This window comes from Bacillus infantis NRRL B-14911 (assembly GCF_000473245.1).
Lineage (GTDB): Bacteria > Bacillota > Bacilli > Bacillales > Cytobacillaceae > Bacillus_AB > Bacillus_AB infantis.
Genome location: NC_022524.1, coordinates 1375186 through 1401733, shown reverse-complemented (window position 1 = coordinate 1401733; position 26548 = coordinate 1375186). Strand labels below are relative to the sequence as shown.

At 43.8% G+C, this 26548-nt stretch carries 26 protein-coding genes and 1 other annotated feature; of the genes, 7 read left to right on the top strand and 19 right to left on the bottom strand.

The window, feature by feature from the left end; all coding sequences use genetic code 11:
- Nucleotide 1: 1 nt before the first annotated feature.
- From N288_RS07195 to N288_RS07185, 3 genes are all read right to left on the bottom strand, one after another.
- Nucleotides 2-799 carry an NAD kinase gene (locus tag N288_RS07195; protein WP_009794119.1) on the bottom strand — a complete coding sequence of 266 codons (798 nt, stop codon included), beginning with the start codon at nt 797-799 and terminating at the stop codon, nt 2-4.
- 72 nt (nt 800-871) lie between these two features.
- Nucleotides 872-1510 carry a GTP pyrophosphokinase gene (locus N288_RS07190; protein ID WP_009794118.1) on the bottom strand — a complete coding sequence of 213 codons (639 nt, stop codon included), beginning with the start codon at nt 1508-1510 and terminating at the stop codon, nt 872-874.
- Between the two features lie 86 nt (nt 1511-1596).
- Complete coding sequence (locus tag N288_RS07185; RefSeq protein ID WP_022543612.1) at nt 1597-1959, bottom strand: UPF0738 family protein; 363 nt, start codon at nt 1957-1959, stop codon at nt 1597-1599.
- 122 nt (nt 1960-2081) lie between these two features.
- Here N288_RS07185 and N288_RS07180 point away from each other — a divergent pair, with 122 nt between their 5' ends.
- From N288_RS07180 to N288_RS07160, 5 genes are all read left to right on the top strand, one after another.
- Nucleotides 2082-2678, top strand: coding sequence for a CYTH domain-containing protein (locus tag N288_RS07180; protein WP_009794116.1), 597 nt, complete (start codon nt 2082-2084; stop codon nt 2676-2678).
- Between the two features lie 40 nt (nt 2679-2718).
- On the top strand, nt 2719-3339 hold the full coding sequence (locus N288_RS07175) for a lytic transglycosylase domain-containing protein (RefSeq protein ID WP_009794115.1): 621 nt from the start codon (nt 2719-2721) through the stop codon (nt 3337-3339).
- Between the two features lie 287 nt (nt 3340-3626).
- Nucleotides 3627-4034, top strand: a complete 408-nt coding sequence (locus tag N288_RS07170; protein ID WP_009794113.1) for a globin domain-containing protein — start codon at nt 3627-3629, stop codon at nt 4032-4034.
- Entirely contained in the window at nt 4031-4909 is an 879-nt protein-coding gene (locus N288_RS07165) for a ClpXP adapter SpxH family protein (RefSeq protein ID WP_009794112.1), read from the top strand. The genes N288_RS07170 and N288_RS07165 overlap by 4 nt, the downstream gene beginning before the upstream one ends.
- A gap of 249 nt (nt 4910-5158) precedes the next feature.
- Complete coding sequence (locus N288_RS07160) at nt 5159-5338, top strand: hypothetical protein (RefSeq protein ID WP_009794111.1); 180 nt, start codon at nt 5159-5161, stop codon at nt 5336-5338.
- 679 nt (nt 5339-6017) lie between these two features.
- Here N288_RS07160 and pepF read toward each other — a convergent pair.
- The 6 genes from pepF to N288_RS07130 all read right to left on the bottom strand — a co-directional run bounded on the left by pepF (nt 6018) and on the right by N288_RS07130 (nt 13364).
- Nucleotides 6018-7847, bottom strand: a complete 1830-nt coding sequence (gene pepF, locus N288_RS07155; protein WP_022543611.1) for an oligoendopeptidase F — start codon at nt 7845-7847, stop codon at nt 6018-6020.
- A gap of 104 nt (nt 7848-7951) precedes the next feature.
- Nucleotides 7952-9196, bottom strand: coding sequence for a competence protein CoiA (locus N288_RS07150; RefSeq protein ID WP_009794109.1), 1245 nt, complete (start codon nt 9194-9196; stop codon nt 7952-7954).
- Between the two features lie 135 nt (nt 9197-9331).
- Complete coding sequence (gene cls, locus N288_RS07145) at nt 9332-10849, bottom strand: cardiolipin synthase (RefSeq protein ID WP_009794107.1); 1518 nt, start codon at nt 10847-10849, stop codon at nt 9332-9334.
- Between the two features lie 87 nt (nt 10850-10936).
- Nucleotides 10937-11605, bottom strand: a complete 669-nt coding sequence (gene mecA / locus N288_RS07140; protein ID WP_009794106.1) for an adaptor protein MecA — start codon at nt 11603-11605, stop codon at nt 10937-10939.
- Between the two features lie 354 nt (nt 11606-11959).
- Nucleotides 11960-12355 carry a transcriptional regulator SpxA gene (spxA, locus tag N288_RS07135; protein ID WP_009794105.1) on the bottom strand — a complete coding sequence of 132 codons (396 nt, stop codon included), beginning with the start codon at nt 12353-12355 and terminating at the stop codon, nt 11960-11962.
- A 433-nt stretch (nt 12356-12788) separates the two neighbouring features.
- Entirely contained in the window at nt 12789-13364 is a 576-nt protein-coding gene (locus N288_RS07130) for a GNAT family N-acetyltransferase (protein ID WP_022543610.1), read from the bottom strand.
- Between the two features lie 259 nt (nt 13365-13623).
- Between N288_RS07130 and N288_RS07125 the strand changes: the two genes are divergently transcribed.
- A complete protein-coding gene (locus tag N288_RS07125) occupies nt 13624-13806 on the top strand; it encodes a hypothetical protein (RefSeq protein WP_022543609.1) in 183 nt (60 codons plus the stop codon).
- A gap of 169 nt (nt 13807-13975) precedes the next feature.
- Here N288_RS07125 and N288_RS07120 read toward each other — a convergent pair whose 3' ends face one another.
- The 6 genes from N288_RS07120 to N288_RS07095 form a co-directional block, all read right to left on the bottom strand.
- The gene (locus tag N288_RS07120) at nt 13976-15175 is read right to left on the bottom strand and encodes a putative glycoside hydrolase (protein ID WP_035402745.1); all 1200 of its coding nucleotides are present in this window, start codon (nt 15173-15175) and stop codon (nt 13976-13978) included.
- A 383-nt stretch (nt 15176-15558) separates the two neighbouring features.
- Nucleotides 15559-16494, bottom strand: coding sequence for an ABC transporter ATP-binding protein (locus tag N288_RS07115; RefSeq protein WP_009794101.1), 936 nt, complete (start codon nt 16492-16494; stop codon nt 15559-15561).
- Between the two features lies 1 nt (nt 16495).
- Nucleotides 16496-17563 (bottom strand): ABC transporter ATP-binding protein, encoded by a 1068-nt coding sequence (locus N288_RS07110; protein WP_009794100.1) that lies wholly within the window; start codon nt 17561-17563, stop codon nt 16496-16498.
- 12 nt (nt 17564-17575) lie between these two features.
- Nucleotides 17576-18493 carry an ABC transporter permease gene (locus N288_RS07105; protein WP_009794099.1) on the bottom strand — a complete coding sequence of 306 codons (918 nt, stop codon included), beginning with the start codon at nt 18491-18493 and terminating at the stop codon, nt 17576-17578.
- Nucleotides 18494-18496: 3 nt separating this feature from the next.
- Nucleotides 18497-19432, bottom strand: coding sequence for an ABC transporter permease (locus N288_RS07100; RefSeq protein ID WP_009794098.1), 936 nt, complete (start codon nt 19430-19432; stop codon nt 18497-18499).
- A 105-nt stretch (nt 19433-19537) separates the two neighbouring features.
- The gene (locus tag N288_RS07095; protein WP_022543608.1) at nt 19538-21175 is read right to left on the bottom strand and encodes a peptide ABC transporter substrate-binding protein; all 1638 of its coding nucleotides are present in this window, start codon (nt 21173-21175) and stop codon (nt 19538-19540) included.
- Between the two features lie 604 nt (nt 21176-21779).
- Nucleotides 21780-22022, top strand: a binding site (T-box leader).
- 98 nt (nt 22023-22120) lie between these two features.
- Between N288_RS07095 and trpS the strand changes: the two genes are divergently transcribed.
- Nucleotides 22121-23110, top strand: coding sequence for a tryptophan--tRNA ligase (gene trpS / locus N288_RS07090; protein ID WP_009794094.1), 990 nt, complete (start codon nt 22121-22123; stop codon nt 23108-23110).
- A 299-nt stretch (nt 23111-23409) separates the two neighbouring features.
- On the opposite strand, the gene N288_RS07085 is transcribed toward trpS, so the two are convergent.
- The 4 genes from N288_RS07085 to opp4B form a co-directional block, all read right to left on the bottom strand.
- Nucleotides 23410-24156, bottom strand: coding sequence for a YjbA family protein (locus N288_RS07085; protein ID WP_009794093.1), 747 nt, complete (start codon nt 24154-24156; stop codon nt 23410-23412).
- An 82-nt stretch (nt 24157-24238) separates the two neighbouring features.
- Nucleotides 24239-24451 (bottom strand): hypothetical protein, encoded by a 213-nt coding sequence (locus N288_RS07080; RefSeq protein ID WP_009794092.1) that lies wholly within the window; start codon nt 24449-24451, stop codon nt 24239-24241.
- A 197-nt stretch (nt 24452-24648) separates the two neighbouring features.
- Nucleotides 24649-25569, bottom strand: coding sequence for an oligopeptide ABC transporter permease (opp4C, locus tag N288_RS07075; protein WP_009794091.1), 921 nt, complete (start codon nt 25567-25569; stop codon nt 24649-24651).
- A 13-nt stretch (nt 25570-25582) separates the two neighbouring features.
- Nucleotides 25583-26548, bottom strand: a complete 966-nt coding sequence (gene opp4B / locus N288_RS07070) for an oligopeptide ABC transporter permease (RefSeq protein ID WP_022543607.1) — start codon at nt 26546-26548, stop codon at nt 25583-25585.

The following is a 26548-nucleotide window of genomic DNA, read 5'->3' as shown; positions in this document are numbered from 1 at the left end:
CTTAGTTGTCGGTAATAAATGAATCATGCACCCTTTTCCAGAATGGGAATGGACGGAAACGGGCAAACCTGATCTTCTCATCCGCCACCCTGAACTGGATCGACTTTACATCCTTGTGCAGGAGCGTCAGATGGTCAATTGTAATCTGGAAGTCCGGTACATTTACCGGCTTCAGCATGCACGTATGATGGGCCGGCAGGACAAGCGGTGAACCCAGCGTCCTGAATACCCTGTTATTGATTGAAGCCATTTCCGCAAACTGGATGGCAGGCAGCGAAGGATGGAGAATGGCCCCTCCAAGCGCTTTATTATAAGCCGTACTTCCTGATGGAGTGGACAGGCAGAGCCCGTCTCCCCTGAAGCGCTCGAAATGCTGTCCCCTGATTTCCACGTCCATTACCAATGTGCCCTCGATGCTCTTGACTGTCGACTCATTCAGGGCCAGATATCTCGTTTCCCTTCCTCCATGCTGGTAGCGGATAATCACTTCAAGAAGCGGATATTCAATCACCTGGTACGGCGTTTTGGCAATGGCAATCACCAGCTTTTCGATTTCTTCCGGCACCCAATCAGCATAAAAGCCAAGATGTCCTGTATGTATGCCGACGAAAGCCGTTTTTTCCAGCCTGCTGCTGTACCGGTGGAAAGCATAGAGAAGCGTGCCATCCCCGCCTATGGATACAACAATATCCGGCTGATCCTCATCATATATTAAATCGAAATCCAGTAAATACGTTTTCATTTTATGCATAAGTGTATTTGATTTGGAGTCGCCTTTAGACGTAATGGCAAATTTCATTGTGCTTTTTCTCTCCTTTTCAAAATCCCAGTTTGACCTTTGCCCTTGTAGAGGACAGAAGCCTTGCCGCCGTCAGCTTCCGCCTTCCTTCTGATGCTCTTTCTTCCGGGTGAAGAACGCCTGTGCATCCTGGATTTCTCCTCTGATCAGGGACATTTCTTCGTCCAGGCGGAAAGCAGCCTCAGCAGCCCTTTTCAGCCTCATCTGTATATCCTTTGGAAATTGGCCGCGGTATTTATAATTCAATGAGTGTTCTATAGTCGCCCAAAAGTTCATGGCCAGCGTCCTGATCTGGATTTCAACAAGGATTTTTTTCTCGCCATTGATCGTTTGGACAGGATATCTTATGACGACATGATAGGAACGGTAGCCGCTTGCCTTTTTGTGGGAAATATAATCCCTTTCCTCTATCAGCTCGAAATCGTTCCTGCGGCGGAGCATTTCAACAACCAGTTTTATGTCATCCACAAACTGGCACATCATCCTCAAGCCCGCAATATCCTGCATCTCGGTTTCCAATTTATCAAGAGGTATCCCCTTTTGATTGGCTTTATCCAATATGCTCGCAATCGGCTTTACCCTGCCTGTCACAAATTCAATCGGGGAACTTGAGGAATCAAGTTCAAACTGGCCCCTCATCCCTTTCAGTTTTACCTTCAATTCCTCGACAGCCTGCTTATAAGGTGCTAAAAATTGATCCCAATGCTTCATGCGCATCTTCACCTCATCCCATTTTCTCTATTTTCCGGAGGAAGGCCGGGTTGCACCAGCCTTTCTGCCGGGGGCTATTGCGCTTTTCAGAAGGCGGCTTCCACCTTTGCCACCATTTCATCTCCATAATTGCTGTTGCCTTTAATATTCTCGATCAGATAGCCGAGTTCCTCCCTGAATTGAGGAAGATGCAGCCTGCCAGGGCCGTTTGCCAGATAGGCATCCGCCCCTGCTGCGAGGGCCTGGCTCATGGCGGCCCATATGCCTTCTGATAGGACTATGTATGTATATTCATCATTGCTTTCCGCAATATAAACAAATGCCAGGTTATCTGAATCGACCAGCATCTGTCCATTCGCCTTAAGCCCATTAATATCCTGTTCTGTCTCCAGCAGCAGCTCATTCGTTTCTGTCAGTGCCGCATTGGTTATGTCTATTTTTTTATTCATGAATTCCAACCTCCCATACTCTCCCCTATTTTATCACAGGTTGTTTCTATATCCTAAGGATTGAAGTCTGTCTGAAAGAAAGAGATAATAAAACTGACTATACTCAGGGGAGCACACATAATATGAGCCATTCACAGCACATTGAAATAGAATACAAGAACATGCTGGAGCAGCATGAATTTGAGAAGGCGGCAGCCTTTCTGCAGGTTAAACCGGCAGATTTTTTTTCGCAGGAAAACCATTATTTTGATACACCGGACTTTAAGCTCAAGGACAAAATGAGCGCGTTAAGAATCCGTTTTAAAAACGGGACATATGAAATGACGCTCAAGCAGCCGGCAGACGAAGGGCTTCTCGAGACAAATATAGAGCTTTCGCAAATGGAAGCGGATGCCTGCATGCAAACAGGAAGCATCCCGGACGGCCTCATAAAAGAGGCGCTTGAAATCATGAAAATTCCTGCTGCTGAACTTGAATACTTTGGATCCCTTTCTACCAAACGGGCCGAAAAAGCTTATAATGGCGGCCTGATGGTTCTCGACCATAGTTCCTATTTAAATTGCGAGGATTATGAATTAGAATATGAGGTAAGTGACAGCGAAAAAGGAAAGAAGGAATTTATCCTTTTCCTGAAACTCCTAAACATTCCCGAAAGAAAGACCGAAAATAAAATTAAGAGGTTTTACCGTCAAAAATTAAACATGAACACTGCTGAATGATTGATTAAAAGCTTTGGCAGTTATATAAAAGGAGACAGCAATGAACATTGACCAACTGAAAGTGATGCTTGAACTCGAGGCCCTCCAGAATTTCGGCGGCAACAGTACTCCTTCAGACTCCGGCTTGGGCAGTGTCTTTACCAGCATCATGAATGAAATGATGGCATCAGATGAGGCACCCGGCGGACAGGAGTCTGCAGAAACCGGACGAGAAACATTCCTGTCTGGAAAGATGGCTGCGGCACTTCCTCCAGTAAGCTTTACAAAGCTTTCCGGCGGAAATGGGGAACTTTTTTCAGATATCATCAATGAGGCAGCAGAGCTGTACAAGCTTCCTGCCAAGCTTATCCACTCTGTCATCAAACAGGAATCCAACTTCAATCCCGGTGCTGTCAGTGCTGCCGGGGCTTCCGGGCTGATGCAGCTCATGCCGGAAACAGCCAAAGGCCTTGGCGTCAAAAATATATTTGATCCCCGCGACAATATATTTGGCGGCAGCAAGTATTTGCGAGAAATGATGGACAGATATGGGGGCAACATTGAAAAGGCGCTTGCAGCATACAATGCAGGCCCGGGAAATGTCGATAAATTCGGAGGCATCCCTCCTTTTAAAGAAACTTTGAACTATGTAAAAAAAGTGACCGGCAGCTTTTTAGCATAAGAACCTTGCGAGAAAGCCTTCTGCAGCCCAGGCTATGCGGAAGGCTTTTTTTTTGCGGGAAAAACCTTCATATTGAGCTGACAATGGTTCACGCTGGAAAAATTCCGTGATATTGGTTAAAGTAATGAATGCCGCCACTTTGTGCTGCTTGTCTTCAAGCTATTTGTTTGAGATATAAAAAGGGCGTTGTTAAAATAAAGAAAGCACAGGAATATTAAAAGATAATGTTTCTGCTATAACTAATCTTTTGGAAACTTACTCATTAAACTCGAAAAGGAGTTTTTATAATGGCCGAGAAAATGACTGTACCGTTCGATGCTATTGGCGAAGAAAAACTTCACCGGCTTGTTGATGTTTTTTACAGCCTGGTTGGACAGCACCCTGATCTCGCTCCTATCTTCCCTGATGACCTGACTGAAACGGCCAGAAAGCAAAAACAGTTCCTGACACAATATCTTGGAGGACCTGCTTTATATACATCCGAACATGGGCACCCTATGCTAAGAGCCCGCCACCTCCCCTTCGAAATTACGGAAACAAGGGCAAAGGCATGGCTGTCATGCATGGAACAGGCTATGGATGCAACAGGATTGGAAGGCGACTTCAGGCAGCATTTCTTCTCCAGGCTCGCATTAACGGCACAGCATATGATCAATACACCAGAAAAAGATATGATGAAAGGTGAGAGCAAGTGAGGGAAAAAGAAACTTCTCAATTCATCCATGCATCTCCTCATTGCCAGGGCATCGAGAAAAAGCGGATTGAGATTTACATGTTCGTCGATCCTCTCTGTCCCGAGTGCTGGGCGCTGGAACCGATTATTAAGAAACTGATGATAGAGTATGGAAGCTACTTTTCCTTTAAGCATGTCCTTAGCGGCAGGCTTGCCTCCCTCAACATGGGAAGGAAGCAGAGGCTGGAAAGCCTTGCGGACTATTGGGAAAAAACCGCAAGCCGTTCAGGGATGTCATGTGATGGCAATGTCTGGTTTGAAAACCCTGTCTCGTCCCCGCATCTGGCTTCCATCGCGATAAAGGCAGCCGAGCTGCAGGGAAGAAAAGCAGGGATCCGATTTCTGCGGAAGCTGCAGGAGGTGCTTTTCCTTGAAAAGCAGAACATTTCAAACTTCGATGTCCTCAAATCCTGTGCACAGAATGTCGGGCTTGACGTTGTCGAATTTGTTGCCGATATCCACTCAGACAGCGCTGCTAAAGCTTTTCAATGTGACCTGAAAATCACTTCAGAAATGGATGTACAGGAAATACCTACTCTTGTATTTTTCAATGAAAATATTGAAGAAGAAGGAATTAAAGTCACAGGCTATTACCCTTATGAGGTGTATGTGCAGATCATTGAAGAAATGCTGCAGATGAAGCCTGAACCTTCTGAGCCGCCATCCCTTGAAGCATTCCTAAGATACTTCAAGCTGGTAGCAACCAAGGAAATTGCAGTTGTATACAATATGACGGTTTCACAAGTAGAAAAAGAAATGAAAAAACTCCAATTGAAGCAGCTGGTCGAACAGCTCCCTGCAAAATACGGGACTTTTTGGAGATATTGCGGAGAATAACACAGGATATAAGAAAAGCCCTGCAGATGCAGGGCTTTTCTTATATTTCAGGATGGGAGTGTATGTTTCAATAATAGAAAAGGGGTTTGATCGTTTGTGAACTATGTCACAAATACATCATATCATACTGGCTGCAGAATGAACAATAGATTGTTCATCTCTTCACAAAATTGTCACGAAATTATCCCCCGCTTTTTGCATATACATATACAAGCCCTGAAACCTGAAACCATAACCAGGAGGTTAAGTATGCTTAAAAGCAAAGTCATCTTATTTCTGATCATACTGGCAGTCACTGCTGCTTTCATTCTGAATATATTGGGCCTCATGAAAATGCTGCCCCTCATCATCACCTCCCCTCTCTTATTCGTGGCCCTACTAATCCTGGTGCTGTATATAAATGAAAGGAGGCGGTTTAAAGGTTTTTAAGCGGAAGTGCGGAGGTGACTGTTCAGGTGTGACCAGCAAGTTTGGAGCAGTTTTAAAGGGATGCCGAGGTGAAGGTTTGCAGAGTTGCTAATATATGGCGGAAGTTGCTAATATAATTGAAAACTTGCTAATATATGGTGAAAGTTGCTAGTAAACCAGGAAAGTTGCTAATAAACAGGAAAAGTTGCTAATATCGTCCTGCAGCAGCTTCCTTCCTGCCCGATGCCCGCTCAACTCCGCCAGTCCCTCCCATCCCTGCTCGCAAATAAGAACGGAAACCCGCAAATAAACTCAGCAGAGTCGCAAATATATCCCAAAACTCGCAAATATATTAAAAATCCCGCAAATATCCTCACAAACTCGCAAATATACGCCCCCCTCCTCCCAATCAAACTATCTCCAGTCCGCAAATAAGCGCCAAATCTCCAGATTCAGCGCATTACTCACCTTAAGTCTTCACTGCCGCACTTCTCCAATATACTTCAGCCCATCAAAATGCTTCACCGGCAGCATTTCTTCATTTCATATTACAGTCCTAACTTGCAAACAGAAATATCAAAACATTAATTTTACCACTAAAAAAAGCACGCTAAATCATATACGATTTAACATGCTTTTTGAGTGGTTTCTCACATTGTGTGGACTTCACAAAGGGAATAAGTCCATCCCCTTTTCTGTTTTACTGCTTAACCCTGTTCAAGAGTTCTTCCATCTCGTTCAGCTTCTCCTCGAATACCTTGCAGGCATCTGCAATCGGAGCAGGGCTTGTCATGTCAACACCCGCTTTTTTCAGCACTTCGATCGGGTAATCCGAGCTTCCTGCTTTCAGGAAGTTGATATACCTTTCGACTGCCGGCTCACCTTCTTCGAGGATCTGCTTGCTTAGTGCAGTTGCGGCGCTGAAGCCTGTAGCATATTGATAAACATAGTAATTGTAATAGAAATGAGGGATCCGGGACCATTCCAGCCCGATTTCCTCGTCGATGATGATATCTTCTTCGCCGAAATACTTTTTATTAAGCTCATAATAATCCTGTGTCAGCGCCTCTGCTGTTAATGCCTCATTATTTTGGGCTTTCTGGTGGATCTGATGTTCAAATTCAGCGAACATGGTCTGGCGGAACACCGTGCCCCGGAACCCTTCTAAATAATGATTCAGCAGATAAAGCCTTTTTTGGTCATCATCAATCGTTTTCAGCAGATAGTCGTTAAGGAGGGCTTCATTGCATGTGGAAGCTACCTCTGCCACAAAGATTGAATAATTTCCGTAAGGATATGGCTGCGTTTTTCTTGTGTAGTAGCTGTGGACAGAATGCCCGAATTCATGCGCAAGGGTGAACAGATTGTTCACATTGTCCTGCCAGTTCATCAGAATATATGGATTTGTGCCATATGCACCTGAAGAGTAAGCCCCGCTTCTTTTTCCTTTATTCTCATGGACATCGACCCAGCGGTTTTCAAACCCTTCCTTTAATACTGAAAGATATTCCTCTCCCAGCGGCTCCAGTCCTTTTAGTACATAATCCTTTGCTTCATCATAAGGAATTTCCATCTTCACATCTTTGACAAGAGGTGTGAAGAGATCATACATATGAAGCTTTTCAAGGCCCAGGACCTCTTTTCTCAGCTTAATGTAGCGGTGGAGAAGATGGAGGTTGTCATTGACCGTATTGACCAGATTTTCATAGACACTTTCAGGGATATTATTATCCGAAAGTGCAGCATGGCGCGCAGAATCATAATTCCTGACACGCGCATAGAAATTATCTTTTTTGACATTGCTGCTCAAGGTGCTTGAAAAAGTATTCTTGAATTTACCATAAGTATCATATACCGCTTTAAAGGCATCCCTGCGGACACGCTGATCGTCACTCTCCAGGAAACGGATATAGCGGCCATGGGTAACCTCGACTTCTTCCCCGTTTTCATCTTTAATGGATGGAAATTCAAGATCGGCATTATTCAGCATGCCAAATGTGTTCCCTGGTGCATCAAGGACTTCTGAAGCCTGTGCCAGCAGTGCTTCTGCTTCTGCAGATAATACGTGCGGCCTTTGAAGGTTGATTTCCTCCAAAGAATGCTTATAGAGTCTTAGCTCTTCTTTTTCATCAAGGAAGCTGCTGATCTTCTCTTCATCGATTGCCAGAATCTCTGGCACAATATAAGCAAGGCTGCTCGCTGCCTGGGAATACAGATTTTTAATGCGGTCATCCAGTCCCTGGTAAAAGGAATTGGTCGTATCCTGGTCATATCTCATATGGGCATATGAGTAGAGCCTGCCCAGCCTTTCAAGGAGGTGATCCTGGTATTGAAGCGCTTCATACAGCTTGTCTGCGCTGTCCCCCAACTTGCCCTGGAACCCGCCCGCATCAGGAAGCAGCTGCTTCACTTCCTGGAATTCTTTTTCCCAGGCATCGTCTGTTGAAAAAATATCTTCAAGCCTCCATGTATCTTCCGGCTTTATTTCACTTCTTGAAGGCAATTTCTTTACCGCAGTTTCATTTGCCATGTCTATATCCTCCATTTCAGTTATTTCGTGGTCCGAATAAAAATTCGGTTCACTAGTTATTTCTACCTTTAAAGGGAAATTCCTTCTTTATTATAAATCTCTCCTTATTGTATGTCAGTGATGCTGTTTTCATTATTCCCCATTTCATATGGGAAGGGAGTGTCTTCAGATCTCGCCATTCCTGTATAAAAGCGCATTCTTAGTATTCCGGCTTCATCCATTGTCTTAGGGATAGTCCATTCGTGAGCCAGCCTGTATCTCCCCTCTCCTTCAAACTGAAAGACTCCGGATGCTGATAAATGGCAGAAATATTCTGTAACAGCCAGTCTGTATTCTCCTTCAGAAAGAGGGAGCTCCCTGACTTTCACGTCTCCAGCACGTATGCGCCGCTTCAGAGACTGCAGGATTTCATTCTCAGTCACCTTCTCTCCAGGTTTCAGGCCTATGAAACAGTCAGTATGCAGATACGCCTGCCAGACTAGCGGAGGTGTTGAAATCCAGAGAGAATGAAGGACAGGAATGCCGATATGCGGCGGGAGCAGGGAGAGATGTAAGCCTGCTTGATATATGGCCATGTAGAAGGGATGTTTGAATGTATTGGGGGTCAGCGAATAGGTTTGCTGGAGCTTGCAGATTTCCTTCTGCCAGTCTGCCGGTGGAAAACGGACAATCCGCGGGGCAGTTATTAGATTTGGAAATTTCATTTGATGCAGCGGTATGACAGAGAAGTCTGTCAGGACATTACGGGTGGTAAGCGGGCAGATGTTGGAGAGGAAAATAAAGCTCTGTACATCGGGGCAGTAAGAAAGCAAATGATATGGAGCATCTGATGAACGATTGACAAAAGAATAATGGAATTCAGAGAAGCTTGCTTTTCGGGCTGAGGTCCGCCTGATCTCTTTTCCTCCGAGTATCCAGATGGGCGTGAAGCCTGCCTCTTTGTAAGCACTAGTCCTGCTGGCGAACAGCGATTCTGGAATAGGGGAGCACTGGAATTCAACGGCAAATTTCTTCCCGGCATATACAAAGCATATATCAGGGCGCTGTTTGATGCTTTTTATATAAGTTTCCAGCCTGGCATGCACATTATTGGCTATCAGCCACCGGTAAATATCCAGCTTTCCCTTCATATGGTACTCTGACTCATTTTCAAAGGATGCTTCACAGGAATGTTCCTTATAATGGGCAAAGTGGGGTATCTTCCTGGTTCCAACCTTAAGCATTACCTTTTCCCTGCATACTGGACAGAGGAAGCTGCCCTCCTTTACCTTGAGCTTCCGCAGTGTTTCCCTATCCGTGAAGTCAGCAGAGTTGATAAACTTGCCTGATTTACGGATTGCTGTCAGCATAATTCTCCTCCTTTCTTTTTACATTACTATATAATTCGCTGTTTGAAATCGATATCCTGCCAGAGATTACCCCTTCATAGAAAAATGCCGCAGCAGCTGCTGCGGCATTCTCCTCATATGTTATGGTCATAGATCCTAAAGCAGTGGTGACAGCAGGCGTGCAGTTGATTCAAGCAGCCTGTACCCAATATGCCGCTTTCCGAACAGAGCACCTGTAATTTCCTGAGAATCATTAAGATCAAGCAGATATTCAGAAGCAAGCTTTTGTGAACTGTGAGTTTTAAAAAGGAAAGCATTGACTTCAAAATTCAGGTGAAAGCTTCTCATATCCATATTCGATGTTCCGATAGAAGCCAGCTCATTGTCTACAATCACAATCTTGCTGTGCATAAAGCCTTTTTGATACTCATAAATCTTGACGCCTGCATCAAGCAATTCAGGAAAATAAGACCTAGATGCATGGAAAACAATACGCTTATCCGGTCGATGCGGCACCAGCAGGCGGACATCCACCCCGCTCAGGGCAGCCACTTTGATGGCGGTGAATATGTCTTCATCAGGGATGAAGTAAGGAGAAGCAATCCAGACGGACTCTTTCGCAGAAGTAATCATCGAGAAGAAAATATTCTTAATGACACTCCATTCATTATCCGGGCCCCCGGCAATCAGCTGTACTCCGCCATGATTGTTCTCTTCGGGAACCGGAGTAAGATATTCAGCTGTCAAAAAGCTGTCATTGGTCATATAATACCAATCCTGCAGAAAAATGAGCTGCAGTGTACGGACCGCTTCCCCCTGCAGCATCAGGTGGGTATCACGCCAGAAACCGAAATGCGGATTGCGCCCCAGATACTCATCACCGATGTTAAGGCCGCCCATAAAACCTGTATTGCCGTCAATGACAATGATTTTACGGTGATTCCGGAAGTTGAATTTGCTGTTCAGGAGCGGCATTTTTACTGGACCGAATGCAACCGTCTCCACCCCGGATGACCTGAGGTCGCGAATATACTTCTTAGACATTTTCCAGGAGCCCACCGCATCGTACAAAAATTTAACCCTGACCCCTTCCCCCGCCTTTTGCATGAGTATCTCTTTAATCTCCATCCCGATTTGATCATGGCGGACAATATAATATTCCATATGGATATGATGGGTGGCATTCCGGAGAGATTCAAGGATCTGATTGAAGGTTTCTTCTCCATTTGTAAGGATTCTTGTGCTGGTAGCAAAGGAAATGGGGCTGTTCCCAATTTCATGGGCCAAACGGAAAAGCTTTCTTTGATGCTCCCCCATCTGCCGTACTTTTTCAGCATAATTTCTCCCATGGTTTTCCTGGACTTTCCTGAAAGCTTCTTTGTCCAAGAAATATTTTTTCCGGAACATCTTTTCCTTCCGGTAGTTCCGCCCGAAAAGGAGGTAGAAAATAAATCCGAGCAGGGGGAAACCGCCTAAAACCACGAGCCAGGTCAAAGTCTGTGAGGGGTGGCGGTTTTCAAGGAAAATGATGAACCCGATAAATATGACGGATAAAGTTACCAACAGGCTGAAGTAGCCCAGAAAGCCGCCATTGACCGGAAAAAATTTATTAATGGCAAAAAGGAGTAAGATCAGGAATCCGCTGAATATGGTAATCCTTACGGCGTTTTTCATTATGGCTGTCACCTGTCCCAACCGGCAAAATCATGCTGCCTTCTATATACAAAGAAAACACCGATTTCATTCAGAAATCGGCATTGTTTAATCAAAATATTTCCTGAGCTCCCCGAAGACATCTCCATCTATTATAAGCTTACCGTATTCTTCAATCCGGTGGATCGTCGTCTGGGTTTCACGCCCGAATTCAAGCAGGATGCTCAAAGCATTATCAATCTGCTCTTCATCAAGATCTTCCTCATCAGGAAATTCAACATACAGATAGTATTTATTTTCAAATGAATAAAGCTTTGTTTCCAAGGAATCCAGGCTGGAAGTTTTGGAAAGGGAAATGATATCTTCAAAATCATCAAATTTCAGAAGAAACTCAAGATTATCTTCATAAGAAGAGTCTTCTTCATCTTCATGCTTTGTGAAATGCTGATCCAGCAAATCCTCGATCCTCTCTTCAACAGGCAGATCTTTCAGCTTATCCTCAGGAACGGGAAGTTCAAATTTCTGGCCGTCTTTGGAAAGCTGCGCCTTGGTGACCAGCACCTCGAGCCCTTTATCCAAAGCTTGTACCTGAATCCATAAAGGCCCTTCCACCATGAACTCTTCTTCCTGATGCACTTCGTCCATCATTTCCCAAAAGAGTTCCTCGCTCCGCTCGCGGTTGTACCAGATTTCATCCCGGTCAAAGCCTCTCTCTTCTATATCAATATAAGAAATGTAAAACTTGACAGTATTATCATTAATCCGTTCAATTTCCATTCAGAACTCTCCCTTCCGGCGATTGTTGAAGGGACTAAATACCCCCATAAGATGTTGTTTATATCCTTTACCCAATATAGTTGGCTCTAATCTTTCTAGGAAGGTAACAGTATTGTTGCCTTATACTCCTATTTTATGACAAAAAGGGGATAAAGGGAATTAAAATGAAGCAGGTTTCAAAAAACCATTGTATGCCTATATGCTTCATTTTAGTACATTTAATCTTACCAAAAATTTTAATTGTGTACAAACAACTGGCTTGCCGGAAAGCCAATATGGCCCATATAATTAATCAGTCAAGGAAAGGAACAAAATAAAAAGCCCCTTATCTCAAAGAGATAAAGAGCTGATTCATCAGTTAACCATACGCTGTGCTTCCCGCAGCTGATACGTGCGTACTTTGCGCGGAAGGAAGCGTCTGATTTCATCTTCGTTATAGCCAACCTGAAGACGCTTTTCGTCAATAATGATTGGACGGCGCAGCAGACCGGGATTATCCTTAATTAACTCAAACAGCTCTTGAAGCGGCATGGTTTCCAGGTTCACGTCAAGTTTTTGGAACGTCTTTGATCTCGTAGAGATAATTTCATCCGTACCATCTTCCGTCATACGGAGGATTTCCTTGATTTCATCAATTGAAAGGGGTTCGGAAAAAATATTCCGCTCTTTATAGCCTATTTCATGCTCCTCAAGCCATGATTTCGCTTTCCTGCAAGATGTGCAACTTGGTGAAGTGTATAATGTGACCATTTTACAAATTCACACTCCTTAAATTAGACATATATAAAGATCTTTTACAAGAATTATACTCAGAAAATATGAACCCTTAATTAAAATTACTTTAAATTAGTAATTTATATTAATTATTATACACCATTAAAGATGCATTTGGTATCCCTTTTTAGAAATATGCTAAAAGACTTATGCAAAGGTTCTACAGTTCATTTTTCTTAAGCATTCTACTATATAAGACGTATGAGAAAGATAAAAGTTTCAAAAATTTTAATAGATTCCATCTTTCCCCGCTTGATGGCCATATTTATGTAATACTTATAATGGCCCGGTGCCGCATTTGACCTTTATATGTTTTATACCCATACTGTCCAGGCAGTAAACCTTATTTTAAATTCTCAATTAATTTATGAAAATGAAAATGCTGCTATCAAAAATAGCAGCACTTTTCCTAGAGCCCTTTGAGTACATCTCCAGAACTTTTGTCTTCTTCAAATGTCAGTACTTCCTCTACCGGCTGGTAGGATTCTCCGTAGAAATGAGCATCTTTATACGTATGAATCAACTCATATGTCTTCTTCATGCTCTCGTAGATCAGTTCTTCCGATTCATTTCCAGGGGCCCAATAAAGGATTTCCATACTGTTGATTTCCTTTGTTGCCAGGGAACGCCTTCTATATCCGATCGATTGGGCATGCTCAAAGCCTTCCCGCTTGTAAAACTTGAGCCTTTTTTCTGTGTCGGTGTCTTCATAATCGACCGGCTCTACTTCAAGGATGATCGGTTTTCCCTTTTTCTTAAGCTTATCAAGGAGTTTATGGCCAAGACCCTGTCCCCTGGCTGCCTTTGAAACAAACAGGTAGTCGATGAACACGAAGTTATCCAGTTCAACATACATCAAAACATGGTTCTTTCCTTCGTCCTTATGGTAGATTTCAGAGCGTTCCTTGAGCAGCGTCTCCATATGCTCGCGGGATTTCATTTCTTCGATAGGGAAATATTGATTCAATTTTTCATACCAATGCATATTTTGGCTCCTTTTATTTAATAGTCCAGTCCGATAAGCATCCATCTTTCTCTACACTTCCCCGGCTGCTGCAGAGCTTAATCGCCCCGCTCTGAATCTCACATGTAAAATACACTAATAATTTGCCAAAATGTAAAGTATTTATACAATAGACCTTTTCTAATAACTGCTGTTCTTTTACAATAAATAGAAAGGACACTGGCATTTGGCATTACAAATTATTCGCAGCGCTGCTGTGAAAAGAAAGATGGAGGTTTATATGATTGAATTTGCTGCGGATTTATCGATTGTTGCCCTGCTCGTGATTGGGATTACTGCTATAATTGGAGTTGCAGCGAATGGAATCGGCGAGAAGCTGTTCGGCGGTAAACGAAAATCCGAATTTGTGGATCAATCCGCAAAGGTGCAGACTGGGTGGAAAAATGTAGGCGGCAGAAAGTAAAACTGATCCTGCCATATACTATGATACCGCATACAGCTTCTGTGTCAAATAACATCCTGCTATTAACGCTCATTAGGATATAACAGCCATTAGCATGCGGTCTTGGCCTGAAAATGGCCGCTCAATTGAACAGAGATGAAGCCGGGTCAATTGCCCGGCTTTTCCTTTTTTATTCCCCTGGTGTATAGTCAACGCCTTCTGTGTAGGAATTGCCTGCATTCCAAAGGAGATATTCATTGATCCCCTGGTCTTTAAGGGCTTTAATCTGAGCTTCTACCTCTTGCTTTCCGTATGCCTTGTAATTCCCTGCCCCCAGCCACGATGCCGTAAAGTCCTGGAGCCATGGCCTTGATACAGGCGCCTCTTCCAGCTCTGCAAGCTTCTTCTTCTCAAGCTTAGAATATTCTGCCACAAGATTATATGGCTCCAGATCTGGCTTGCTGATCCCGAAATAGGACGTCCAATGACTCGGATAAATCATTGATGAAATGACATCAACATTGGAGGAAATCTTAGAGAAATTCTGGCCGATTCCTGGTGCTTCCGGCAGTGTTGCGCTGTAGCCAAAGATATCAACAGAAACTTGTACATCATAAGGCTTAAGCTTTTCCCTCGCATAAGCTACAAAGTCAGTGACAGCCTGAACCCTTTTTTGAACATTATCATCAGCGCCATTATACTCTCCAGTAGAATAAGTTAAAGTCTCTTCACGTTTTTCAAACCCTTCAGGAAAACGGACATAATCAAATTGAATTTCCTGGAATCCCATCTTAGCGGCTTCAATGGCTATACCGACATTATAATCCCAAACCTCTTTCAGGAATGGGTTTACGAATGATTCACCTCTGCCATTTGACCAGACCTTATTCCCGTCCTTATATGACCATTCCGGCTTGCTATTGGCCAATACGCTATCCTTAAAGACAACCACACGGGCTATAGGATAAATCTTCTTCTCCTCCATTGTTTTCAGAACCGTTGCAGGGTCTTTTATATAGGGTTTGCCGATGGAGCTGTACGGGGATTTCCCTTCAGGAATATAGGTCAGATTGCCCCAGTCATCCTTTATATCGATAACCATGGCATTTAAGTCAGTTTTGCCGATCAAATCTACTAACTTATTAAATTTTTCTCCGCCGGCAGAATGCCCGGTAACATAGACTCCTCTTACAGCGTCAGGGTATTCAAAGGTATACCCTGAGTCATATTTAAAACGTGCCATGGCTGCTGGCAGTTCTTTTTTCATTTCTATGTATTCTCTTACGGGCATGGAGCTGTTTGTCAGCTTTTCACTCTCTTCCGCACTGGCATGTATTGTGATGAGCGAAGACAAAGCAGCAGCAGCCGCAGTCATTTTCAGAGCCTTCATATTCCGTCTCCCTTCTATCCTTGTATTTTCATTATAAAGGCAGCCTGCTTCCATTTACATATGTAAAAAGCAATAACATAGTACTCATTCCCTTTCTTCTTTCCTATTACACTTGAAATAAGGATTTTTTAAGATTTTAATAGGAATAATGAATATATAGAAAATTTATAATAGTAATTGTTGTCAAAATGTTGTATTATTATTACAAGAAAAATGCGTTAATGAGAAAAAGGGTTAAAGTGATACTTCAAATTCCGAAATAGGTCGTTTTTACAGCTTAGCTATTTACATCACCTGCAACGATAATTCTAAAATTTTTGCTGTTCTTTTTATTTGATGTAATTAAAAGCCAAAAGACGATCTCGGAATGAGATCGTCTTTTGTTATTTTTTGTATTGGGCCTTATATTGTGCTGCTTCCTTTTCAGAGCAGTAAACATAATGTCCTGGTGCAATTTCCCGCATCTCCACTTGATCACTGTCCGTATAATTGTGGACAGCAGGATCATAGCTTGTACGCTTTCTGGTCCTCTCAGTTTCTGGATCCGGAAGCGGAATGGCAGAAAGAAGGGACTGTGTATAAGGATGGAGCGGGTTATTGTAGAGATCATCGGCCGGAGCAATTTCAACCAGCTTGCCGAAGTACATAACTCCAATCCTGTCACTGATATATTTAACCATGGAAAGGTCATGGGCAATAAACAGATAAGTCAGCCCTTTTTCGCGCTGCAATTGCTTCATCAGGTTTACTACCTGTGCCTGGATGGAAACATCGAGAGCTGAAATCGGCTCATCAGCAATGATGAATTCAGGCTGTACGGCAAGAGCGCGGGCAATCCCGATCCGCTGGCGCTGACCGCCTGAGAACTCATGCGGGTAACGGTTAGCGTGCTCTTTGTTCAAGCCGACCGTTTCAAGAAGCTCATACACTCTTTCCATACGCTCTTTCTTGCTTGTGGCAAGGCCATGGATGTCAATGCCTTCAGCAATGATATCAGCTACAGTCATCCTAGGATTCAGGGAAGCGTAAGGATCCTGGAAAATCATCTGCATTTTGCGGTTGAATTTCTTCAGCTCTTTAGCAGATTTCCTTCCATGGACGTTCTCTCCTTCAAAAAGGACTTGTCCGTCTGTAGCATCGTACAGTCTGATGATCGTTCTTCCGGTCGTCGATTTTCCGCAGCCTGACTCGCCTACAAGGCCAAGCGTTTCACCTTTGTAGATGTCAAATGAAATGCCGTCTACTGCCTTTACCATATTAGGGCGGCCGACATTAAAGTGCTGCTTTAGATTTTTGATTTCAATTAACTTTTCAGCCATTTTATTTGCCCTCCTTCACTAAAACAGGCTTATCGAATGTAGAAGAGAGCTTGCGGATCCTGCGCTTGACAGCTTCAGGCGGTTCTACTTCCGGTGCATCCGGGTGGAGCAGCCATGTTTTTGCAAAGTGCGTTTCAGAAATCTGATACATTGGCGGTTCTTCTTCAAAATCTATGGCCAATGCAAACTGGTTCCTCGCTGCAAATGCGTCTCCCACTGGAGGGTTAGTTAAATCAGGAGGAGTACCTGGAATTGCTGCAAGTTCAGTCTTTCCATCATTATCAAGGCTAGGCATGGAAGCCAGAAGCCCCCATGTATAAGGATGGCGCGGATCATAGAATATTTCATCAACTGTTCCCATTTCTACAATCTGGCCGGCATACATAACAGCAACACGGTCTGCTACATTGGCAACTACACCAAGGTCATGAGTAATAAAGATAATGGAAGTATCCATTTTGCTCTGAAGATCCTTCATTAGATCCAGAATCTGAGCCTGAATTGTTACATCAAGCGCTGTTGTAGGCTCGTCCGCGATCAAAAGCTTTGGACTTGCGGCAAGTGCGATGGCAATCATAGCACGCTGTCTCATACCGCCTGAGAACTCATGAGGATATTGGTTTACACGCTTCTCCGGCATTGGAATCCCAACAAGGCGCAAAAGCTCTGTCGCCCTATCCTTAGCAGCAGAAGATGACATATTCTGGTGCTTGATCAGCACCTCCATGATTTGGCGGCCAATTCTCATTGTCGGGTTCAGAGAAGTCATTGGATCCTGGAAAATCATACTGATTTCTTTACCGCGGATCTTTTCCATTTCCTTTTCCGATTTTGGAACGATATCGTCGCCATCAAGGAGAATTTGTCCTCCAGCAATTCTGCCTGGCGGCATCGGAATCAATTTCATGATTGTCTGGGAGGTAACACTTTTACCTGAACCGGACTCGCCGACAATCGCGAGGGTCTCACCTTTATGAAGATCGAAGGACACGCCGCGGACAGCCTGGACTTCTCCTCCATAAGTTTGGAATGAGACTCTTAAATCTTTTACTTCGAGTAATTTTTCCATTTATCTCACTCCTTATTTGCGTAGTCGCGGATCTAGCGCATCACGAAGTCCGTCGCCGATTACGTTAAATGCAAAGATGGTCAAGCAGATAAACGTTGCCGGGAAGAACAAGCGCCAAGGATAATATCTAAGTGCCGGAAGGCCGTCATTTGCCATGGTTCCCCAGCTCGCTACAGGCGGTGTCAGACCAAGACCCAAATAGCTAAGGAATGCCTCAGTAAAGATAGCTGATGGCACTGTAAGTGTCATGGTTACAAGAATAGGGCCCATTGTATTCGGGATCAGGTGCTTGAACATGATGCGCGAAACATTTGCTCCCAAAGTTCTTGAAGCAAGGACATATTCCTGATTCTTAAGTGAAAGGACTTGTCCACGGACAATACGTGACATATTGATCCATCCGGTAATGGTCATGGCAAGGATCATCGTGCCGACACTCTGGCCTAATACAACCATAAGAAGGATAACAAGCAGCAAGTAAGGAATCCCATAAAGGACATCCGCTGCACGCATCATATATTCATCTGTGCGTCCGCCTTTGAAGCCGGCGATGCCGCCCCATAGTACGCCAATGAAGAGATCAATTAATGCAGCTGCCAAACCGATGAACAGGGAGATTCGTGCACCTTCCCATGTACGGGCAAATACATCGCGTCCCAGATCATCTGTACCGAACCAGTGCTCGGAAGATGGTGACTGATTTTTATTGCCTAGATCGTTTGATGCATAATCATATGGTGTCATATATGGTCCAAAGATCGCCATAAATACAAGGATGGCCAAAAGCACAATCCCAAACATGGCAAGCTTGTTTTTTCGGAATCTAAGTGTAACATCTTTCCAGAAAGATAGGCTTGGTTTACTGATTTTTTCTGCATCAGTTGTTTGTGTGCCAACAACTCTGAATTTATCTTTTGATAACTGTCCCATAATTTACTCTCCTTTCTTCCCGCCTGCAAGTTTGATGCGCGGGTCAATGAGTCCGTACGCAATGTCGACAAGGAGAATAGACACTAACAGAATGATACTGTAGAATACGGTAACTCCCATAATAACAGTGTAATCACGGTTTCCGATGCTTAATACAAAGTGGGAGCCGAGTCCCGGAATACCAAAGATCTTTTCAATTACGAAGCTGCCTGTAATAATACCTGCTGAAAGAGGTCCCATATAGGAAACGACAGGAAGCATAGCATTTCGGATTGTATGTTTAATGGTAATAACACCCTGGCTCAAACCTTTAGATTTAGCCGTTTTAATATAATCATTAGAGAGCACTTCCAGCATGGAAGAACGCGTCAGACGGGCGATAAACGCCATTGGAGATGCCGCAAGCGCCAACGCAGGCAATATCGTATGCATGAAGGACTCCCACCTGGCTACCGGGAAGACGCCAAGTTTAATCGCAAGGAAATATTGCAGGAATGTGGCCATGATGAAGGAAGGAACCGAGATCCCCATAACTGCAACGATCATTGCAGTGTAGTCCTGCCACTTATTGTGCTTGAGGGCTGCAATAACCCCTAAAACAACACCGATTGAAACTGCGATCAGAATCGCCTCGATACCGAGCATAAGAGATACAGGAAAACCTTCGCTGATTAAATCATTGACAGTCTGGCTCTTATACTTAAAAGATGGGCCAAAATCCCATTTTATGATTCTTAATAGATACTCCCCATATTGAACATACCATGGCTGATCGAGCCCGTAGTGGGCATTCAGGTTTGCTTCAATTTCGGGAGGCAGTTGTTTTTCTGATGTAAATGGATTCCCTGGTGCAATGCGCATAAAGAAAAACGTTGCTGTGATGATAAGCCACAGCGAGACAATCATATAGATTAAGCGTTTTCCAATATATTTCGCCATTGTCAAACACCTCCAATTTTATTTCTGCTTCATTCAGAAACGAAGGTATATGGGGGAAAAACCCCATATACCTCTCGTTTAGACAGCTATTAGTATTAGCTATTCTTATTCAAAGTACGCCCATTTGTATTGAACGTCGCCAAGTCCGGAAACAGCTACGCCTTTAAGGCTTTCATCCTGAACCCAGTTGTTTGTGTAGAAATAGATAGGAGCTACAGGCATATCTTCCATGAAGATTGCTTCAGCATCTTTAAGCAGCTGCTGACGTGCTTCTGCATCAGCTTCTGTTGCAGATTGCGCTAACAGATCCTGGAATTCTTTGCTTTCCCATCCAGTATCGTTGTTACCTCCATCAGCATCACGGTAAAGCTCAAGGAAGTTGATTGCATCGTTGAAGTCTCCAAGCCAGCCCATACGAGCTACCTGGTAGTCAAGAGCGTGAACCTTATCAAGGTATACAGCCCACTCAGAGTTATCAAGTGTTACTTCTACGCCAAGGTTCTGCTTCCACATATCCTGGATTGCCTGAGCAATCTTCTGGTGTGCTTCAGAAGTATTATAAGAAAGAGTTACTGCAGGAAGCTCAGAAGCATCCTTGTAGCCAAGCTCTTCCAGACCTTTTTGCAAGAATTCTTTAGCTTTTTCTACATCATTGTCAGCAAAATAGCCTTCTTCATTTTCAGCGAACATTGACGGCGGAACGATAGCCATCGCTGGAAGCTGTTCACCCTGAAGGATGTTGTCGATAAGCTCCTGACGGTTGATTGCATATGTGAATGCCTTACGGATATTCACATTGTTGAAAGGTTCTGCAGTTGTGTTGAATTTGTAGTTGTAAACACCAGCGATAGGCTGTGTTACAAGGCGGTCTTCGTCTTTAAGGGCCTGCATAGCATCAGTCGGAAGTGCTCCAGTCGGTGCTCCTGCCCAGTCAAGCTCGCCGTTGTCAAGCATTGACAGTTCAGTGTTTGGATCATTTACCATGATCATTTCGATCGAGTTAAGCTTTACAGTATCTTTATCCCAGTAAGTATCGTTCTTTTCAAGAACAATCTTGTCACTGTGTGACCATTCAGTCATCTTGAAAGGACCATTTGAAGTATAATCGTCGCCTGCATCGTTTGCCCAGTCAGGGTTTGCTTGTGCAACCTTGCTGTTGATCGGCAGGTACGTATAGAATGCAGTCAATTCATCAAAGAATGGAGTAGGATTTGCCAAAGTTACTTTAAGCGTTTTTTCATCTACAACTTCGATTCCTACGTCATCAAGTGAACCGCCGCCAGTGTTGGCAGCTTCAGCACCTGCGATATAGTAAAGCTGGTAAGCATACTCAGACTGGTTGGCAGGATCGATAGCCCACTTCCATGCATATGCAAAGTCTTCTGCCGTTACAGGATCGCCATTAGTCCATTGAGCATCCCTTAATGTGTAAGTATAAACTTTCTGATCTTCAGATACTTCAATTTTCTCAGCTGCTGCCGGTTCAGGCTTTCCATCTGGATTGATGCGTGTCAGACCTTCGAAAGTCTGGCGAAGAACAGTACCGGAAGTTGCATCCTTTGCAAGGCCCGGGTGAAGTGAAGGCGGTTCAGAGTTAATGTTAACCGCTAAGTCCTGAGGTACGTCTTTCCCTCCGTCTCCATCGCTTCCGCTGCCGGCATCATCGCCGCCGCCGCTGCACGCTGCAAGGAACATGCTTAGAACAAGCAACATACTAAAAAAGATCGATAATCTTTTGTTCACGGTGTTACCCCCCTATATAATTTCCACAAATGCCTTTTGCAGGAATCTGTCCACGCTTCCATAAACAACTGTCCGCCTTGGATATATTGCTCAAATAGTCAGTAAATTAACTGTAAAAATAAACTGATTATCCGCGCAGCAAAAAAAGTAAGCTTATAACTCAAAAGACAAAGATTATCCTCTATTCTGACAATTCGAGAGAAAAATCAAAAGGATAAGCCAAAATTCTGTAAGCTATAAACTTACTACTAGTCTCTTTATCCATAGGTTTTCAGAACTATATGCAAGAATGTTACAGATTCGTAAAGAATCATTTGTTACGTTTATTATATGTATTTTAAAACTTGTTTGCAAGGGGCTTTTATTTTTCAATGGAGGGTATAGTGAGAAAATTGTCGAAAAAATACTTTTAAATCAAGAGTTTGCTAGTTTTAATTTTTTTGAAATTTTTCTTAATTCCCCTTTTGCCGAAGGTTATTTGGACCTTGATTTTTCCCATATTTTTCTTGTTTTCCTATACGAATTCCAGGTGTGTTATTTCGAATTACCTTGATTTTTTCTGCAGTTTTGGTATATTTTAATGTATAAAACCAATACTGTTGATGATAAAGCAATGACAAAGAGTAGTACATTTGCTCAGGGATTAAAGAGAGTTTGTGGCTGGTGGAAACAAACATCCCGGCAAATCGAATGGACTTTAGAGCTCCGGCTGCGAAAGGCTGCTTCCTGCTGCCTATTAGCTTCCGGCGTATCCCGCGTTATGGGAAGCCCGGCCTGCAGGCAAGCCGGGGTTAAGAGGCCTCAGCCGAGGCACTTAGGGTGGCACCGCGGACCATTCGTCCCTATTTTTCAGGGGGACGAATGGTCTTTTTACGTCTTTTGCGGAATTTCCGCCACTTTTTCGGCTCACTTTTTGTCTGCTGATACATCCAAGGAGGAATATATATGAAAACCATTTTTTCCGGCATCCAGCCCAGCGGCACTCTTACACTGGGGAATTATATAGGTGCCATGAAGCAATTCGTGGAATTGCAAAACGAATATAACTGCTATTTCTGCATTGTCGATCAGCATGCCATCACTGTCCAGCAGGACCGGATGGAGCTCCGCAAAAATATCAGGAGCCTTGCAGCCCTCTATCTTGCTGTCGGGATCGACCCTGAGAAAGCAACACTTTTCATCCAGTCTGAAGTCCCTGCCCATGCACAGGCCGGATGGATGATGCAATGCGTTTCCTATATCGGGGAGCTTGAGAGGATGACCCAGTTTAAAGATAAGTCCCACGGAAAAGAAGCAGTATCTTCCGGCCTGCTGACCTATCCGCCGCTCATGGCTGCCGACATTCTTCTATATAAGACAGACCTGGTTCCTGTAGGGGAAGATCAGAAGCAGCATTTGGAGCTTACAAGGGATTTGGCAGAAAGATTCAACAAGAAATATAATGACATCTTTACAATCCCGGAAGTGCGGATCGCAAAAGTAGGGGCAAGAGTTATGTCCCTCCAGGATCCGGCTAAAAAGATGAGTAAATCTGATTCTAACAAAAAGTCTTTCATCTCTTTGCTTGATGATCCGAAGCAGATTGAGAAAAAAATTAAAAGCGCAGTTACGGACTCTGAAGGAATTGTAAAGTTTGATAAAGAAAATAAGCCTGGAGTTTCCAATCTCTTATCTATCTACTCCATCCTTTCCGGCAGGACTATAGACGAGATCGAGGCGCAATACGAAGGAAAAGGCTACGGAGACTTCAAAGGCGATCTTGCAAAAGTGGTTGTCGATACAATCGTGCCAATCCAGGAAAAATACACTCAGCTCATGGAATCAAGCGAGCTGGATGAAATCCTGGATAGAGGAGCCGAAAAGGCTCAATTCACTGCCAATAAAATGCTGGCCAAAATGGAAAACGCCATGGGGCTCGGCAGAAAACGCCGATAATGAAAAAAAGGAGCTGTGATCAGCTCCTTTTTTCATTAAACCAAAGAGGGCATGGTTTTGTAATCCCTCTCCCCATAAATCAGGTCTTTAAATGGGGCTGTTGATTTCCGTTCCAGACACTTCGCTTTCCGCGGGGCGGAGTTGAGCCTCCTCACCGCAAGCGGTTGCGGGGTCTCAACTCTTCCGCTATTTCCCGCAGGAGTCTACGTGCCTTGCACTCCAATCAACAGGGTTTTCAAACTTTATTTGGTCTTTAGGAAAAAGATACTCCTTTTTCCTTCAGTATAGAATTATGCATATTAATTCACTTTCGAGCCATGCTCCATTTCCCACAGTTTCTCAAAAAATGGCTGCCCTTTAATGATATTTTCGCAAAAAGCTTCATGTTTTCCTGACCATCCCAGCTTCGTTTCCTCATACAGTGACTTCCAGGCCTGTTCGAATTCCAGCTGCTGGATTATAGTATATTTCTCTGGATTCCACTCTGTATACCAATAGCGGATTTCAGCTGTATTCCCAGATGAATGAAGCTGATCAAGAGCCATAAAGAGCAGCTGCTTCAGCTGCCTTTCTTTTCTGGTAAGGCCGTTCATCATTTCCGGGGCTGGCGAAAGGATGTGAAAATCCTTTAAACAGGATTGGTCGTTAAATGCATATTGGATGGTTTCCTGATTATCAAGCATTTCGTAAGCAAGCTGCTCCTGCCTTGGAATCAGCCGGCTTTTGCGGATGGGTATATTATAGCTGATCGTATCGACTGCCAATATGCCTGAACCGTCGGAGACGACAAAACAGTAATCAAGCTGTGTCCGTTCGTGGTTTTTTCGCAAATATGCTTTTTGGTAGATGTCGTTCAGCAGCTGTTGCGGCAGTTCTGATAAGTCGTTTTCTATGTAGTTGAAAAGGAGCGGCTCTACCTTTAACAATGGGACCTGATCAAGCAATTCCACACTGTCATCTTTTCTCCATTCATGAAAGTGGCATACATTATATCCGTTTTCTTCTCCTTCAAACCAGTTCACCCATACATCATGAAGATACAACATCTTATAACCCCTCACTTCAAGTAACTATTTGTCACTCAGTATGAACAGGAAATAGTTAATTTATTCCTCCACGTGCAACAGTTTACTCCTCAGTTCCCTGCGGAAAGTATATGGCCACTGTAATAATGACAATGCCGGCCGGGAGCAGGCCGCACTCAGGCCTTTTAAGAATGTATGAAAAATAGTCACTCAATTCATGCCCGGCAATTAAGAGATTTAAATAAGCCACCGAGCTGATCCCGCCTGCTACAGCCAGTCCAAAACCAGTAATAAAAATAAACAGCCTGAAGATCATTGGGCTGGATCCCTTCTGGCTTGTCCCATATATACTCCTGCTCTCTTGTTTTTTTACATATATATGATAGAAAGCGTTAAATCATACGACAAAAACAAAAAAGACCCCCAAAAGGATCTTTAATTGCGGATTTCATTAAAAAAGGGTGAGCACCTGAAGTGTCTCGCCCTTTATGGTTCCGGCTGATGCCAGCCGCATTATCTATTTGACTTAGGGTTAAATGCGTCCTTCAGACCCTCGCCAACGAAGTTGATTGATAGTATTGTCAGTGTCAGAACCGTTGCGGGCGGTATCCATATCCACCACTTGCTGGTCAATACATCCGGACTTCTTGCATCCTGAAGCATATTGCCCCAGCTCGGAATGTTCATCGGTACACCGAAGCCGAGGAAGCTTAAGCCAGTTTCCGCCACGATCATGGCAGCAAGTGTCAATGTAGCCTGTACAATAATGGTAGACATTACATTCGGCAATAGATGCTTGAAGATCGTTGTAACTGACGAACAGCCGATAGAGATGGAACTCATGATATACTCGTTTTCTTTCTCTACCATTACCTTGCTTCGCACCAGACGGGCTATTCCGGTCCAGCTCAGCACACTAATGACGAAGATGAGTGTAGCTGTACTTGATTCTATGAAAATAGACTTTAGCACGATGACGAAAAGCAGGAACGGAAAGTTCATCATAAAGTCGGTGAAGCGCATAAGCACATTGTCAACCCAGCCTCCGAAGAATCCGGCTGTGGCTCCTACGATCGTTCCAATCACCACTACCGAAATGGTGATGGAGAAAGCAAGAGTCAATGACGTTTTTCCGCCATGGAGGGTCCTGGCAAATACATCTCTCCCAGACTTATCTGTGCCAAAATAGTGTTCTGCTGAAGGCTCTTTGCTGATTTCAGTCAAATTCAGCTTAGCCGTTTCCTCAATCGGCATGGACAGCGGCTCGGCAAATATTGATACTAAGACGATGAGCACAAGATAGCAGAGACTGATCATGGCAAGTTTATTCTTTAAAAATTTCCTGCGGGCGAGAGCCCATGGCGACTGGCTCTTGGGAGGCTTTACAGGCTCCTCAATAGCCGTTGTACTTTGCTGCGAAATTGTTGGTTCCATAACTCTCACCTACCTAACTTAAACGTATGCGCGGATCTACTATTCCATATAGTATATCTGCCACTAAATTTCCAATAAGCGTCAGGATGGTCAGCATCATGGTGATGGCCATCATAACGGAATAATCACGTGAGTTTACTGATTCTACAAACAGGTATCCGATTCCCGGATATGTAAAAATGGTTTCGGTAATAATAGCTCCCCCGAAAAGACCTGCAATGTCAAAGCCCAGCAGTGTAATAATCGGAATGACCGAATTTCTGAGGATATGCTTATTATAAATCGCGGATTCTTTCGTACCCTTTGCTCTGGCTGTACGAACATAATCTTTGCGAGAGCTTTCGATCATATCATTGCGCAGGAACTGGGTATATCCAGCCGTAGCCATGGTGCCCAATACAAGCGCAGGAAGAATTGTATGCTTGATTTTACTCAAATAATATTCAAAAGATCCTGGTTCAACGCCTGAACCGATACTTCCAGTCGCCGGGACCCATCCCAGCTGGAAAGAGAAAACGTAAATCGCCACTAGGGCTGCAACAAAGCTTGGAATGGCCAAGGCCAAATAGTTTATTCCTGATATTAGATAATCTCCTGGACTGTAGGCAAATCTGCCTGAGAACCTGCCCATCATAAAAGCTAGAATATACGTAATCATGAGTGAAGTAAAACCTAAGAAAACTGTGTTCGGCAGCCTGTCGCCGATCAATTCCATTACATCGCGCTTATGGATGAATGAATCCCCAAAATCCCCTTGAACCACTCCGCCTATCCAGCGGAAATACTGTGTATGGATTGGGTCATTCAAGCCCATCTTTTCACGCATTTCCTCGATATATTCCGGATCGGAATTTAGCGGGTCGATTTTTCCAGAGAGGGCGTCCCCTGGCATAAGCTTTGCCAGGGTAAACACCACAATGGAGATAAGGAAAATTATTGGGATCATACCTATAAGTCTTCGGATTGTGTATTGCAGCAT

Coding starts and splice junctions, on each gene's coding strand:
- N288_RS07195 (WP_009794119.1), bottom strand. CDS start 799: ATGAAATTTGCCATTACGTCTAAAGGCGACTCCAAATCAAATACACTT.
- N288_RS07190 (WP_009794118.1), bottom strand. CDS start 1,510: ATGAAGCATTGGGATCAATTTTTAGCACCTTATAAGCAGGCTGTCGAG.
- N288_RS07185 (WP_022543612.1), bottom strand. CDS start 1,959: ATGAATAAAAAAATAGACATAACCAATGCGGCACTGACAGAAACGAAT.
- N288_RS07180 (WP_009794116.1), top strand. CDS start 2,082: ATGAGCCATTCACAGCACATTGAAATAGAATACAAGAACATGCTGGAG.
- N288_RS07175 (WP_009794115.1), top strand. CDS start 2,719: ATGAACATTGACCAACTGAAAGTGATGCTTGAACTCGAGGCCCTCCAG.
- N288_RS07170 (WP_009794113.1), top strand. CDS start 3,627: ATGGCCGAGAAAATGACTGTACCGTTCGATGCTATTGGCGAAGAAAAA.
- N288_RS07160 (WP_009794111.1), top strand. CDS start 5,159: ATGCTTAAAAGCAAAGTCATCTTATTTCTGATCATACTGGCAGTCACT.
- pepF (WP_022543611.1), bottom strand. CDS start 7,847: ATGGCAAATGAAACTGCGGTAAAGAAATTGCCTTCAAGAAGTGAAATA.
- N288_RS07150 (WP_009794109.1), bottom strand. CDS start 9,196: ATGCTGACAGCAATCCGTAAATCAGGCAAGTTTATCAACTCTGCTGAC.
- cls (WP_009794107.1), bottom strand. CDS start 10,849: ATGAAAAACGCCGTAAGGATTACCATATTCAGCGGATTCCTGATCTTA.
- mecA (WP_009794106.1), bottom strand. CDS start 11,605: ATGGAAATTGAACGGATTAATGATAATACTGTCAAGTTTTACATTTCT.
- spxA (WP_009794105.1), bottom strand. CDS start 12,355: ATGGTCACATTATACACTTCACCAAGTTGCACATCTTGCAGGAAAGCG.
- N288_RS07130 (WP_022543610.1), bottom strand. CDS start 13,364: ATGCATTGGTATGAAAAATTGAATCAATATTTCCCTATCGAAGAAATG.
- N288_RS07125 (WP_022543609.1), top strand. CDS start 13,624: ATGATTGAATTTGCTGCGGATTTATCGATTGTTGCCCTGCTCGTGATT.
- N288_RS07120 (WP_035402745.1), bottom strand. CDS start 15,175: ATGAAGGCTCTGAAAATGACTGCGGCTGCTGCTGCTTTGTCTTCGCTC.
- N288_RS07115 (WP_009794101.1), bottom strand. CDS start 16,494: ATGGCTGAAAAGTTAATTGAAATCAAAAATCTAAAGCAGCACTTTAAT.
- N288_RS07110 (WP_009794100.1), bottom strand. CDS start 17,563: ATGGAAAAATTACTCGAAGTAAAAGATTTAAGAGTCTCATTCCAAACT.
- N288_RS07105 (WP_009794099.1), bottom strand. CDS start 18,493: ATGGGACAGTTATCAAAAGATAAATTCAGAGTTGTTGGCACACAAACA.
- N288_RS07100 (WP_009794098.1), bottom strand. CDS start 19,432: ATGGCGAAATATATTGGAAAACGCTTAATCTATATGATTGTCTCGCTG.
- trpS (WP_009794094.1), top strand. CDS start 22,121: ATGAAAACCATTTTTTCCGGCATCCAGCCCAGCGGCACTCTTACACTG.
- N288_RS07085 (WP_009794093.1), bottom strand. CDS start 24,156: ATGTTGTATCTTCATGATGTATGGGTGAACTGGTTTGAAGGAGAAGAA.
- N288_RS07080 (WP_009794092.1), bottom strand. CDS start 24,451: ATGATCTTCAGGCTGTTTATTTTTATTACTGGTTTTGGACTGGCTGTA.
- opp4C (WP_009794091.1), bottom strand. CDS start 25,569: ATGGAACCAACAATTTCGCAGCAAAGTACAACGGCTATTGAGGAGCCT.
- opp4B (WP_022543607.1), bottom strand. CDS start 26,548: ATGCTGCAATACACAATCCGAAGACTTATAGGTATGATCCCAATAATT.